The sequence below is a fragment of the Clostridia bacterium genome, assembly GCA_035561135.1.
Taxonomy (GTDB): domain Bacteria; phylum Acidobacteriota; class Terriglobia; order Terriglobales; family Acidobacteriaceae; genus DATMYA01.
This window is the reverse complement of the sequence record DATMYA010000008.1, coordinates 527059-540080: the sequence shown is the minus strand read 5'-3', so window position 1 is coordinate 540080 and position 13022 is coordinate 527059. Positions and strand designations below refer to the sequence as shown.

Here is a 13022-nt window from a genome sequence, read left to right as displayed (position 1 = left end):
GGTTCTTAGTTCTTCGTTCTTGGTTGACGAGCCCGGAGACGCTGAATGAATTCGTAGTCTTGAGAAAAGATGATCGCGGCAGCTGGTTTGCCGCGTCTGACGATAATCGTGCGTGCGCCACGTTCGGCGTTGCGTATGACCGATGACCAATCGTTGCGTATGGTACTTATCTTTAGTGTTTTCATTTCACTTTCTGCACCGGCTCGACGCGGATCGTAGGGCCATCGATGTACTCAGCCCTGGGACAGAGGCCACCAACGTCGGACATCATGGTGATTGAAGAGTCCTTCTCGGCACGCGACGAGAACGTCACCTCGTGAATCCAGAAGCGTGAGCGAATAGGCCCTTCGATGGGCGAAACCGAAGCATTGCTGTAGGACGTGAGTTTGACTACCGTGTGCGCTTTGACGCGAATCCAATCGCCAGGCTTCAGACGTACGAAGCTGTCGGAGCGCTGTGTTGATCCGTACAGAAGAACGTGACCGAGGTCGGCCATGCCTGTAGTGAGTGGGATATAAGGTGTGAGGCCGATGCTAAAGTACTTGAACGCTTCGGCTGGGTCGTTGGGTTGCAAGTCGGCCAAATGTGGGCTGCTGGGGACATCGAACTCTACTGACCCGATGTTCTCGAGGTTCACTTCCCAAGTGGCCGATGATCCCTCGTTATAGGTAGTCCCGTCTGTCCACGTTATCGTTGTTCGCAAGGCTTGGGGATCGTTGAAGCGGGCGGCGCAATCTCCCCACCTTGTAGCCCCCCTAGCACCTCCGACGCAAGAACCACCGTCTGGGCATTTGGCGGGTGGAGGTTCGATGGTGCGCAGATTCGTTCGCTGCGTCACGCCAGTCAGGTCGATGTAACGGACCTCCCGGGCTGCGCTGTAGCTAACTATGGCAAAAAGCGTGAGCATCAATGCCGGTCTGAATACGCTCATTTCAAGTGCACCGCTCCTTCGCTGGACCTCTGCTTCGACACTTTCTTCTCTACTCCGAACCTCACCTCTCCGTACTTCGGCTTGATATCGTGGCAACTCGGATCGCAGTAGACGCCCTGGTGTTTAGCGTCTTCTTCCGGTGTTGGCAACGGCGACGCTTCGGCCTCGGCGCGCTGACGTGCGAGATACTCATCGACTTCGGCGACGAGCTTGTCATGCGCTTCGCGCGTTAGCCACTGCTTGTCTTCGACCAGATAGTTTTCGAAGCGGGCGATGGGGTCGCGCTTGAGCCAGTAATCCATGAGCGGACGCGGGACGTACTGGGCGGCATCGTGGATGGCGTGGCCTTTCATGCGCATCATCTTGGCTTCGATGAGCGTGGGGCCTTCGCCGCGATATGCGCGTTCGCAGGCTTCGTGCGTGGCGTCGTAAACCTGGCAGGGGTCGGTGCCGTCGATGATGACGCCGGGGATGCCGTAGGCAACGGCGCGCTCTGCGAGGTCTTTGACGCGGAACTGCATGTCGGCGGGAGTGGAGTATCCCCAGAGATTATTCTCGACCATGAGCACGAGGCCTAGCTTCTGCACGGCAGCGAAGTTGAGGCCTTCGTAGGTAACGCCCGTGGACTGGCCTCCGTCGCCGATGTAGGTGAGTCCCACGATGTTGCGTCCCTGGAGGCGCGCGCCGAGGCAGACGCCGGCCATCACGCCGATGAGTTCACCGAGCATGGAGATGGGCGAGCAGACATTGCGCTCGACGATGTCGCCGAAGTGCGAAGAGGCGTCGCGTCCGAAGGTGGGCGAGTCGGCCTTGGCCATGTACTGGCGCATGATGTCCGCCGGGGAGAATCCGCGGACGAGCAGCGCACCCTGGTTGCGGATCATGGGGCCGAGCCAGTCATCCTTCTGCAGCGCGTAAGCGGAGGCGCAGGAACAACCTTCCTGGCCGAGTCCGAAATACACGCCGCCCACAACTTTGCTCTGCTTATAGAGTGATTCGAGGACGGACTCCATGCGGCGGTTTAGCAGCATCCATCGATATATGTCGATGGATTGCTCGCGCGTCAGATACCGTGAGTCGCGGATGGGCGGCGGGGAGGCGGAGAGATCGCCGGAGACGTGGTAATGGGTTTCGTCGGAGTCGGGATCCTGCTCGAGCGCGATGGAGAAGTCGGGGTGCTCGAGGCGGAAGTCCTGAATGTTATAGGCGCGCAGAGAAGACGATGCCGCCTCGCCGTCGTAGTTCTTGCTGGCGGGCGCGAGGGGTTTGGCGTTCCTGGTTTCCGGAGTCGAAGAGGGTTTGCGTGGCTTCGCCATGTTGGCCATCCGAACGTGCCGGACACGATATCAGAAGCCAGTTGCCGGTGCCAGTCAGTTGCCGGTTGCCAGTTCCCAGTTGCCAGCGAATCCGGTTCAGGTCCAGGCCGTCTACGCTGCGGACATCTTGCGGCCATGAAGTGCACTCGTAAGGCAATGGGGTGAGCGGATGGCGAATGGAAGCGTTTACGGATTCCTGCTGGATACATACGAAACGGAGATTCTGAAGACGATCGGTATCTGGTCAGCGTTTCCTGAAGATGCAATAAAGTTTCGTCCGGCGGCGAAGGCCCGCACGGTCCTGGAACAATTCGATCACCAGCTTCAGTCAGAAGGGCGCTGGATGCGGGACATTCTTGGTATTGACTCGGGTGACTGGAATGCGCCACAGCCCACCAAGCTGGCATTCATCGAGAAGTACCGCAAGGATGCCCGCGAGCGGCTGCGACTATTGCGTGACATGCCGGACGCGTGGTGGCGCGAACCTGCGACGTTCTTCGACGTCGAGCGTTCGCGCGCGTGGGTGATGCTGCGCCGACTTAATCACTCGGCGCATCATCGCGGGCAGCTGATTGTGTATCTACGACTGCTGGAGTTGCGTGTGCCCTCAGTATATGGTCCGACTGCAGATACAGATGGGAAGGTGGTTTATAGCTTCGAGTGACCGGAGGCGCGAGCTCGCCAAGGCATGCCCTCAGCGGCTAAAGCCGCCTTTCGTTCAGTGCGGTTTGCGGCACGCCTGAAGGCGTGCCCCTTCAATGAATCTGGTTTTTCGGCAGCCAGTACAGTCGGTCTTCGTTCGATGCGACAACGGCACGCCTAAAGGCATGCCGTTTGAACCATCAGTCAACTCTCAGGCAAGGTCGGTCAGTCATATCCGTTGTCTACATCTTCTCGTCGAGGACAATCTCCTGTGCCATCTGGTCGAGGTCGGCGCCGAGCTTCACACGTTTCGCGTCCAAGTCGCCGATCTCGCGATTGAGGGCAATGAGGCGGTCCTCATGCTGGTTCAGTGTTTGCACGTAGCGCTGCAGCAGGGCCTTCTCTTCGGCGCTGCCCTTCAGGGCTTTCATGTTCTCGCGCAACCGGACCTGCTCGTTGCCGATCTGTCCGATCTCGCGACGGCGCGATGCGAGTTGTGCATCCACGGCTCCGATTTCATTCTTCTTGGCCAGCACACGACGCAGAGCCTGCTCGACCTGCGGATTGATCGTTCTATCGCGTACGAACATGGCGACCAGGTTGTCGTCAATGTTCGAAACGTAGTACGTCACATCTTCTGGACGGAACTCTTCCACGTTCAGCGTGGCTGTCGTATTTGGTTCAAGTGCAACGCGGAAGCGGTGAAGGTTCTCAGACGACTCCTCAGGTTTGACACCATCGGCAAATTTCCAGCCATTCCGGGCAGGATGCTCTACGACCAACGAGCGCGCATCTTTGTCGCTGTTGCGCACGGTGTACTTTCTCGTTTCGCGCTGCTCGCGCGTCATACGCATGATGCCCTTCGCAATGCGAACATGGGTCACCGGACGATTCATTGATCGAGTTTCAACGTGAACGCGCAGAGCGGTATCAGCGGCGTATGAGACCAGTCGCCGCTCGTCTGGATGCAGTTGCGTAAGGATGCCTTCTCCGGCGAACGCATCGCCGTCAACGATGTTGAACGTGCCGCCGTCCAACGTCAGGCCGCTGGAGTTCTTTATCCAGAGTGCTCGGAGCGGCTGCTTCTGTTGTTCATTCCAGAGCGTGACCTTTTCGGCTTCGACCCGCGCATTCACGATTGGTACGAGCGCAGACTGGTTCTTGGAAACCGTAATCTTCTGCTTGATTGCGTACTGGAAGAGGTCGCCAACGGACGACCCTTCCGCTGCGTCGATCTGCGGCGCCAGCCAGTTCATCACGCGGGCCGCAGCCTCGTCCGCATTTGGCTTGATCGAGCGAGATGGTGTCGCGACCCTGACTCTGTATCCAGCCCCGCCGCTCCCGGAGGCAACTGGGGGACTTCCGAGGATTCCACCGATCACGCCGCCCATCTGCCCGCCAGCTACCTGCGGCGGTGGTGGCGCATTTTCAGCCTCCATGGTGCCCTCATGCGTTTGTGGCGTCAGCATTGCCGATTTCGGCAGCTCGATGCTCGACCGCCGCACGTAGTATGGCTGCGAGATTTGCTGGATGAAGGACTGCGGCGAGCCGGCTACGAGCGAGAGTTGCACGTCTTTCCAGTCTTCGCCGACGGTGTTGTCCACGATGGCCCAGCCTTGCAGCAAAGCCTTTTCGCCGGATTTCGAGGGCAGCAGAATGCGATACGTCGATTTCCAGACCGGCACTTCGCTGATGTAGCTGACGAAGAGATCGCGCTCGCCCGTACCAGCCGTGCCGATGCTCATGCGGCGAACGTCCCTGGCGCGGGAGGACGAGATGGCCGTCATGTATTGGCCGATCTCCTGGTTCAATTCAGGCTCGGCGATGCGGACGCTGACGGCGGGCGTCAGGTCGAAGGTACGCATCTCGCCCGTGTCAGTGACGACGGCGAATTGCGTGATTTCTTCCTGCTGCTCGCGTCCGGTCGAGCGTTGCACCTGCTCAACGCTGAGCAGCTTGCCAAGGGTGCTTGTGCCGCCGCTGCGGACTTCCACGCGGGCTCCGCGCAGTGCGCCGAGGAAGCTCGCGCGCGTGGTGTCTTCGCCGAGTTGGACGCGCAACGTGCGCAGGCGCTCGCTAAGCGGGGCTATCGAGTTGTAGCGCACGCCGGTGATCTGCCCACCGCCCATGTCCACGACGGTGAGCGACTTGAGGACGTCATTGAGCTGAGAGGTGGTGAAGTCGATGTTCACCTCCTGGCTGCCGCGCACACGTCCGGCATGTTCGAAATATCCGACACCGTTCTTGTAGAGAACTACGCGCCGCACCGGCAACTGGTTGTCGTGAGCGACACGTCCGGCGGAAGTTGACAAGCTGGAAGCTGTTTCGGGTGCCGGTTTCGCGGCCTGCTTCGGAGCAGCCTGGGCGAGTGCGTTCGGAACAATTGCGGCGAATAGAAGGGCGGAGATAAGCGCTTTCGGCATGAGGCCTCCCGCAGCAGCGATTGAACTGTAAAGCTTACGTTCGCGCATGGTAGCTGAAGCGCACGAGACGCGCCAGCAGAACTATGGAGCGACCGCCAGCAGGGGAGCAAAGGTGTGAGCGAATGTGGGCGTCTGCAAAACGTGCAGAACCATGCGTCGTTGGGTACTGCAATTACCCCGTCTGGCACTTGTTTTTACCGTTCGCTGAAAGCTTGAGTCACTGATTATCGTGACCGCAGGCACAGCCCGACGTGTGTTCAAAAGGGGACAATCATTGGCTGGATTGCCGTGTGTTTTCGCGTGTTTCTGTGGTTGCGATGACGCTGGATGCACCACGGACATCCGAAGCCAATCTTGTTCTGGAGACCGACTTGAGTGTCACTACGCTTTCCCCGTCTGCAAAACGCTCGGACTTGAAGATCATCCAACCGGAGACGACGTTTACCGGCGGCCCGATCTTGAAAATCAAGAAGGGCCTTCCGAAAGAAACGCAGTCGCTATGTCCCGAGTGCAGCAAAGTTATCGCCGCCCGTGAGTTCGAAGAAAACGGCAAGGTGATGATGGACAAGACGTGCCCGGAACACGGCTACTTCAAGGATTGCGTGTACAGCGATGTCGCTCTCTACCTCAAGATGGAAGAGTGGGAATTCGGCGATTCTCGCGGCCTGGAAAATCCGGCAATCAACAAAGGAGCGGACTCGGTTTGCCCGGACGATTGCGGCCTCTGCTCGCTGCACACTTCGCACTCGGCACTGGCGAATGTTGACCTGACGAACCGCTGCAACCTTACCTGCCCGGTCTGCTTTGCCAACGCCAACGCCGCCGGATATCTCTACGAACCCGATATGGACGGCGTGCGCGTCATGCTGCAGGCGCTGCGCGATGAGCGTCCGGTTGCAGGACGAGTCGTGCAGTTCTCGGGCGGCGAGCCGACGATTCATCCCAACTTTGTCGAGATCTGCGCCATGGCCCGCGAGATGGGCTTCAGCCACATACAGGCTGCGACGAACGGACTCATGATCGGCGCAAGCCTTGAGTTTACGCAGCGCTGCAAGGCTGCTGGCCTGGCGACGCTCTATCTTCAGTTCGACGGCGTAACAGACGATGTTTATCGCAAGACGCGCGGCGAGCCGCTCTTCGAGAAGAAGATGGCGTGCATCGAGAATTGCCGCAAGGCGGGAATCAAAATCGTATTTGTCCCGACGATCGTGAAGGGTGTCAACGATCACGAGCTCGGCGCGATCCTGAAAGTCGCGATCGACAATGTTGACACGGTGAGTGGCATCAGCTTCCAACCGGTGGCCTTCACGGGGCGCATCGCACGCAAAGAACTGGAAGAGAAACGTTTTACGCTGCCTGACATGGCTTTCGCGCTGAGCGAGCAGACCGGCATGTTCGACAAGTACAACGACTGGTTCCCGCTTTCGGCAGTTACGCCGTTCTCCAAGTTGATGGCTGCGATCCGCGGCGCCGGTGTGCCGACTATCTCCTGCCATCCACATTGCTCGCTTGGAACCTATATGTTCGTGGACGAGAAGTCTGGCAAGGCCGTGCCGGTGACGCAGTTCGTCGATATGCCGGGCATGTTGCAGGACATCGAGAAGCTGGCACAGAGCGCCGAAAAGTCATTCTTCAAGTCGAAGTACTATCACGGCGCTAAGGCGTTCCTGCAGTTGAACAAGCATTTCAAGCAGGAATTCGCGCCCCCGGGCCTGACCTTCCAGAAGTTCCTGGACACTCTGCAGGGGATGACGGACAAGAAACTTGGCCGGGACGGCATGGACGGCACGTTCACGTATCGCACTTTGCTGGTGGCGGGCATGCACTTTATGGATCACCACAACTACGACGTGGAGCGCGTAAAGCGCTGCGTCATCCAATACGCCGCGCCGAACGGTAAGCTGTATCCCTTCTGCACCTACAACTCCGGCCCGACCTATCGCGAGAAGATCGAGAAGGAATTCTCGATGCCATTCGAGCAGCAGCTGAAACGTTTCGGATTCGCTCCAGCGGCAAGCAAATCGCACGCGCATGGCGCGCACTCCTGCGAATGCTCGAGCGGCACTTGCTGCGGAGGCAAGAAGGACGCGTAAGTCTGTGTGAGTTTCCTAGCTGATTAGATTAGTTGCAGCCGCCGTCCGAATCCGGGCGGCGGTTTTTCGTTGCGACTAAGCTGGTTCGGCGATCACGGCCCGGTGCTCGGCGTTCCGGCGCGACAGATGACGCGTGGTCGTGGGTATAATCAGAAGTTACGGTCCACAGTCCCGCACAAACAAGGAACCTTCTCGTGAGTTCGCATCCACATCCTCCTCATGGTCATGAGCCGCAGGGCCCGCAAGCATTGCCGGGCGTAGATTCCATCATCGCCGTAGGTTCGGGTAAGGGCGGCGTTGGCAAAACGACGCTTGCCGTGAACCTAGCGCTCTCGCTGGCTCGGCTAGGCCACAAAGTGGGCCTGCTCGACGCAGATATCTATGGCCCGAACGTGCCGCTGATGCTGGGCGCGACGGAGCCGCCACAGATTGCGGGGGAAAACCGCATCATTCCCGCGGAGCGCTACGGGATACGCATGATCTCGGTCGGCCTGCTGAACCCGGGCGACAAGCCGCTGGTATGGCGCGGGCCGATGTTGCACTCCATCATCAAGCAGTTCCTCGGACAGGTTGAATGGGGCGAACTGGACTACCTGGTTATCGATCTGCCGCCGGGCACTGGCGATGTTGCCATCTCGCTGATCCAGACGGTTCCGCTGACGGGCGCCATCGTGGTCACGACGCCTTCCGACGTTTCGCTGCAAGACGCGCGCAAGGCAATCGAGATGTTCCGCCAAGTGAAGGTCGATGTCATAGGCATAGTCGAGAACATGAGTTACTTCGTGTGTCCGCATTGCAGCCATGAAGTCGATATCTTCTCGAAAGGTGGCGGGGAGCGAACGGCCGAGCAGTTCAAAGTTCCGTTCCTGGGCGCGATCGCGCTCGATGCGAGCATCCGCCAGGGCGGCGATGCCGGACATCCGGTGACGCTGGAAGGCGAGCAGTCGGAGCACGCCAAATCGCTGTTCGCGTTTTCGCGGAAAGTCGCAGAGCGAGTAAAAGAAATTCAGTCCACGCCGGGCGAAAACGTTATTGAGATCACGTAACGCGTGTTTTACGACCTGCAACCGAGACACCCAGCATAGTTCAATGCTGGGTGTTCTTATCTGCTTATATGAAATCCGGGCTTCGCTGAACAGTTGTAAGGCGTTTGGCTTCGTGTGCTTAGGCCCCGGATTCCTGCGCAAGGACTGTAGCTCAGAAGCAGTAGCCGACGGGGCGAGTCGTCTCGGCCCTCCTTATATATTGTCCCGTAGCGTCGTTTGCCTTTGTTTAGCACTCTTGGGCGGGGAGTGCCAATCCGCCTTGACAGCGGTTCGGCAGCTACCTAGAATCGATGTATAGTCCGCGAATCCAAAAGCTAAGCCCCTGCATCTAAAGGGGATGCCAGCAGTGCTGGGCGAAACTGTTATGTCAGTTACGCAACATATCGGTCGTCGTGAGGAAGAAATTCTTACGGCCATCGTTGAGACATATATCTCGACGGGCGAACCCGTGGGTTCGCGTACGCTGGCGCGCATCAATCCTGAGGGGTTGAGCGCCGCCACGATTCGGAATGTTATGGCCGACCTAGCGGATTCTGGTTTGCTCGAACAGCCGCACACCTCGGCGGGGCGTGTGCCCAGTATGTCCGGATACCGCTATTACGTTGAGAAGCTTTCCGGAAACGCGCAACTGACGGACGAAGACGAACAATCTATTCAGAAGTTTTTCCAGGGTACGACCGACGTGCAGGACTTCATGGAGCGGACATCGCACGTCCTGTCGCTGGTTTCTCGCGGCGTTGGGGTAGCCATGGCAGGCAGTGGTCCGCGCAACGCGCTCGATCATGTGCACTTTCAGCGGTTGGCCGAACAGAAGGTGCTGGCGGTCGTAGTTACCAAAGGCGGCGTGGTGCGCGACCGGGTATTGCGTCCGGAGGCAGACCTGTCGCAAGGCGACCTGGATTTGGCCAGCCGATACATCAATGACAACTTCCGAGGCTGGACCATGGAAGCGGTGCAGGTTGAGTTGGCTCGGTGTATTGAAGAAGAGCGCAGCGAATACGACCGCCTGATGAGATCGATTCAAGACCTGTGTCGCAAGGGCGCGCTGGGGACTGGCCAGTCTCTGCACGATGTGTACGTGGAAGGCGCCGCTAATCTTTTGACGAGCGATCAGGACCAGCAACGCTTGCGCGAAATGCTTGAGACACTGGAAGAGAAGCAGAGGATTGTGCATCTGCTCTCGGCTTACCTGGACTCCCGGCAGGAAGCGGTGCGCGTCGTAATCGGTTTGGAAGAAGCTATGCCAAACCTGGGCAACTTCGTCCTGATCGGCGCTCCTGCGCGGGTGGGTGGCGAGGTCTTTGGCTCGCTCGCAGTGATCGGGCCGGCACGCATGGATTATCAGCACACGATCACGGCCGTGTCGTACATTGCGCGGCTATTCGATAAAGTCCTTAACGATTCGGAATCGTAGATCCCCATGGCAGACAGGAACGGAAAGAGCAACGGAGAGACGAACCGTCTCGACGCGGATAACGTGCCGGGAACGACAGACGACCAGACAAACGAAAAGGCAGCGGGCGAACCAGGGGCGACCGAAAACCCGGCGCAACTCCCCACTGCGGGCATCGCCGATCTGGAGACCGAACTGGAACGCTTGCGCTCCGAACGGGTCATGTACCTGGACCGGCTGGCGCGGCTGCAAGCGGAATTCGATAACTACCGCAAGCGCACGGCGCGTGAGCAGCAGGAGTTTCGGGACTACGCTTTGACGGAGGCGCTGAAGCAGTTTCTGCCGATCCTGGATAGTTTGGACCGCGCGCTCAAAACCGAAAACGCCGATGCCGCTGATTTCCGGGCGGGTATCGAGCTGATCGACCGGCAATTCCACGACGTGCTTTCCAAGCTCGGCGTGGAGCCGATTGCGGCGACAGGTTCGGATTTTGATCCCACCCTTCACCAGGCGGTCCAGATGGTTGACACTGCCGAAGCGAAGAACAACCAGGTGATCGACGAACTGCAACGCGGCTACAAGCTGCGCAATCGGCTGCTTCGCCCTGCGATGGTTCGCGTGGCGAGCAATCCAGATAACAAGTAGACGAGCAACTTCCCGCACTGCGTGGGTGTGCGGAGCGAAATTCTAACGGAAGCAGCAGGGACGAATTCTGGCGACAAATACCAAACGCGATTATTACGAAGTCCTGGGCGTTGAGCGAAATGCGAACGACCAGGAAATTAAGAGTGCCTACCGCAAGATGGCACTGCAATTTCATCCAGACCGCAATCCCGACAATCCGGACGCCGAAGACCGCTTTAAGGAATGCAGCGAGGCGTATGCCATCCTCAGCGACTCCAACAAGCGAGCGCAGTACGACCAGTTCGGACACGCAGGCGTCGGCGGTGGCGCGGGTGGATTCGGCGGCTTCGACCCGTCGGTCGATTTCGGCGAGATACTCGGCGACCTGTTCGGCTTTGGCGACATGTTCAGCGGCCGAGGCGGACGGCGTTCGCGCGCGCAACGCGGCGGCGACATTCGCGAAGACCTCACGCTGACGTTTGAGGACGCGGTTTTCGGGGTCACGAAGCAGGTGACAATCCGCCGGCGCGAGGCCTGCGGGACTTGCCACGGAACCGGCGCGGCACCCGGCAAGGCTCCGGTGACCTGCCGCAGTTGCAGCGGTCGCGGGCAGGTACGTTATCAGCAGGGCTTCTTCAGCATCTCGCGCACGTGTCCAGCGTGCCAGGGAACGGGCACTGTCATCCAGGACCCGTGCAAGAAATGCAAGGGCTCGGGACTCACGCTGGAAGAGCACACGCTTGAGGTTAAGATACCGGCTGGCGTAGAAGAGGGAACCCGTATTCTCTTCGGCGGCGAAGGTGAAGCTGGCGTTCATGGAGGCCCTTCCGGCGACGTTTACGTCGTGCTGCACGTGAAGGAGCATCCGTTTTTCGAACGCGAAGGCAAGGACCTGTTTTGCGTTGTTCCAATCTCATTCGCGCAGGCGGGCCTTGGAGCCGAGATCAAGATCCCGACTCTGGAGGGCGAAACAACCGTCAAGATTCCTGAAGGCACGCAGACGGGTACGAGTTTCAGGCTTCGTCACAAGGGTGTGCCTGTGCTCAACGGGCATGGACGTGGCGATCTGTTCGTACAGGTGAAGGTGCTGACGCCAACAAAAGTCTCCAAGCGGGAACGCGAACTGTTGCAGGAGTTGGAATCGATTGGCAAAGTCGAGAACAAGCCAGAGCGTCGGTCGCTTATGAGCAAAGTGAAAGATATGTTCGGTTAGAAAGCTGGCACCGGGCAGCCGGCGACAGCGCCGGGGCAGCTTCGGCGATCGAAAGTTTTCGTAGCGCAGCGCGAGCTGCGCTATTTTATTGCGAGCGGCTTCTGTGACACGTTTCTGTGACAGACGTTTCTGTGACAAGACACGCTTATGACGAGACGAAGATGGATTGCGGATGAGGTAGAGGGCGAGCGCGCTGCGCTGGTGGGTGCTCATGCCTCGCACCTTGCACGCGTACTCAGGGCGCGTGTTGGACAGGAATTCGATATCGCTGCCGGCGGGGAGGTGCGGCGCGGACTCGTGCTCTCCGTCAGTGACGAGCGCGTGGACTTCGAGCTTGGCGAGCGGGTCGAGACGGCAGAGCAGGCATCGCTCATCCTGTTGCTGGCGATATTCAAGTTCGATCGTTTCGAGTGGGCGGTGGAGAAGTGTACCGAGCTGGGAGTCTCGGCGATCGTGCCGGTCATCGCGCGCCGTACGGATTCGCACCTGGCGAAGGCTGCGGAGAAGCGCGTGGAGCGTTGGCGGAAGATCTCCCGCGAAGCGGCGGAGCAGTCGAGGCGCGTGTCGCCTCCAGAGATTGCGGAGCCGCTGAGGTTGAAGCAGGCGCTTGCCCCCGAAGCCGAACTGCGGATCGTGCTCTCGGAGGTCGAGGATGGAACGACACTGCGCGATCTGGTCGATGGCGGCGGGGCGCGAACCTTTGCGCTGGCCATAGGGCCCGAGGGCGGGTGGACGGAAGAGGAGTTGAAGATGTTCGCCGACGCAAGCTGGAAATCGGCCTCCCTGGGAGACACCATCCTGAGAGCAGAGACGGCTGCGATTGCCGCGACGGCCTTAGTACGAAGCTGGTAGCCGCTGGCCGTAGTATCGATTCAGGGCTACGGCTGTATCCACAATGCGCAAGTCTGAGTGCCCGGCGCAATTCCAGTCATAGCCGATTTCGGTCATAACCAATTTCAGTCATAACCAAAAAGTTAGGGGACGCTTTCGCGTCCCCCGGTTGTCTTAGCCTGAAGGCCAAGTTACTTCTTTTTCTTTGCGGCCTTCTTCGCGGGCTTCTTTGCAGCCTTTTTCGTTGCCATAGTGTCTATTCTCCCTTTCGATTTGTCATCGAGAATTGCAACGATCAACTGTTGCAATTTTCTAGTTGTATAAGTTGATTGAAAAACGATGTCAAGAAAAAAAGAGAAGAGAGTCCTGCTGTGACCACGGTTATCGGCAGCAGAGAGAGCGGTGGAGAGACGAAATTCGCGCTCGAAAATTTCTCGCAATCGATTGACGCAAAACTTCTGTCCCGGGGAGACATCGTTTTCGTGCAGTGTTCATGCATGTTTGCGAGCA

General features: G+C 58.7%; 11 protein-coding genes. 7 read left to right on the top strand and 4 right to left on the bottom strand.

The window, feature by feature from the left end; genetic code table 11:
* Nucleotides 1–5 precede the first annotated feature (5 nt).
* From VN622_02455 to VN622_02445, 3 genes are read right to left on the bottom strand one after another with little or no spacing between them, the layout of a single operon-like run.
* Entirely contained in the window at nucleotides 6–185 is a 180-nt protein-coding gene (locus VN622_02455; protein HWR34715.1) for a type II toxin-antitoxin system prevent-host-death family antitoxin, read from the bottom strand.
* Complete coding sequence (locus VN622_02450; GenBank protein HWR34714.1) at nucleotides 182–931, bottom strand: hypothetical protein; 750 nt, start codon at nucleotides 929–931, stop codon at nucleotides 182–184. Before VN622_02450 ends, VN622_02455 begins: the two co-directional genes overlap by 4 nt.
* Complete coding sequence (locus VN622_02445; GenBank protein HWR34713.1) at nucleotides 928–2247, bottom strand: thiamine pyrophosphate-dependent dehydrogenase E1 component subunit alpha; 1320 nt, start codon at nucleotides 2245–2247, stop codon at nucleotides 928–930. The genes VN622_02450 and VN622_02445 overlap by 4 nt, the downstream gene beginning before the upstream one ends.
* A gap of 169 nt (nucleotides 2248–2416) precedes the next feature.
* Between VN622_02445 and VN622_02440 the strand changes: the two genes are divergently transcribed.
* A complete protein-coding gene (locus VN622_02440; protein HWR34712.1) occupies nucleotides 2417–2911 on the top strand; it encodes a DinB family protein in 495 nt (164 codons plus the stop codon).
* A gap of 220 nt (nucleotides 2912–3131) precedes the next feature.
* Here the strand turns inward: VN622_02440 and VN622_02435 are convergent, their stop codons facing one another.
* On the bottom strand, nucleotides 3132–5312 hold the full coding sequence (locus VN622_02435) for a DUF4139 domain-containing protein (protein ID HWR34711.1): 2181 nt from the start codon (nucleotides 5310–5312) through the stop codon (nucleotides 3132–3134).
* A 290-nt stretch (nucleotides 5313–5602) separates the two neighbouring features.
* On the opposite strand from VN622_02435, the gene VN622_02430 reads away from it, so the two are divergent.
* The 6 genes from VN622_02430 (at nucleotide 5603) to VN622_02405 (ending at nucleotide 12533) form a co-directional block, all read left to right on the top strand.
* Nucleotides 5603–7405, top strand: a complete 1803-nt coding sequence (locus VN622_02430; protein ID HWR34710.1) for a radical SAM protein — start codon at nucleotides 5603–5605, stop codon at nucleotides 7403–7405.
* Between the two features lie 194 nt (nucleotides 7406–7599).
* Nucleotides 7600–8451, top strand: a complete 852-nt coding sequence (locus tag VN622_02425; GenBank protein ID HWR34709.1) for an Mrp/NBP35 family ATP-binding protein — start codon at nucleotides 7600–7602, stop codon at nucleotides 8449–8451.
* Between the two features lie 364 nt (nucleotides 8452–8815).
* Nucleotides 8816–9865 (top strand): heat-inducible transcriptional repressor HrcA, encoded by a 1050-nt coding sequence (gene hrcA, locus VN622_02420; GenBank protein HWR34708.1) that lies wholly within the window; start codon nucleotides 8816–8818, stop codon nucleotides 9863–9865.
* Nucleotides 9866–9871: 6 nt separating this feature from the next.
* A complete protein-coding gene (gene grpE, locus VN622_02415) occupies nucleotides 9872–10489 on the top strand; it encodes a nucleotide exchange factor GrpE (GenBank protein HWR34707.1) in 618 nt (205 codons plus the stop codon).
* A 64-nt stretch (nucleotides 10490–10553) separates the two neighbouring features.
* Nucleotides 10554–11681, top strand: coding sequence for a molecular chaperone DnaJ (gene dnaJ, locus VN622_02410; GenBank protein ID HWR34706.1), 1128 nt, complete (start codon nucleotides 10554–10556; stop codon nucleotides 11679–11681).
* Nucleotides 11682–11828: 147 nt separating this feature from the next.
* Entirely contained in the window at nucleotides 11829–12533 is a 705-nt protein-coding gene (locus VN622_02405; GenBank protein HWR34705.1) for an RsmE family RNA methyltransferase, read from the top strand.
* Nucleotides 12534–13022: the final 489 nt, after the last annotated feature.

Excerpts from the sequence above, each read along its gene's own strand:
- VN622_02455 (HWR34715.1), bottom strand. The coding sequence starts at position 185 with ATGAAAACACTAAAGATAAGTACCATACGCAACGATTGGTCATCGGTC.
- VN622_02450 (HWR34714.1), bottom strand. The coding sequence starts at position 931 with ATGAGCGTATTCAGACCGGCATTGATGCTCACGCTTTTTGCCATAGTT.
- VN622_02445 (HWR34713.1), bottom strand. The coding sequence starts at position 2,247 with ATGGCGAAGCCACGCAAACCCTCTTCGACTCCGGAAACCAGGAACGCC.
- VN622_02440 (HWR34712.1), top strand. The coding sequence starts at position 2,417 with ATGGCGAATGGAAGCGTTTACGGATTCCTGCTGGATACATACGAAACG.
- VN622_02435 (HWR34711.1), bottom strand. The coding sequence starts at position 5,312 with ATGCCGAAAGCGCTTATCTCCGCCCTTCTATTCGCCGCAATTGTTCCG.
- hrcA (HWR34708.1), top strand. The coding sequence starts at position 8,816 with ATGTCAGTTACGCAACATATCGGTCGTCGTGAGGAAGAAATTCTTACG.
- grpE (HWR34707.1), top strand. The coding sequence starts at position 9,872 with ATGGCAGACAGGAACGGAAAGAGCAACGGAGAGACGAACCGTCTCGAC.
- VN622_02405 (HWR34705.1), top strand. The coding sequence starts at position 11,829 with ATGACGAGACGAAGATGGATTGCGGATGAGGTAGAGGGCGAGCGCGCT.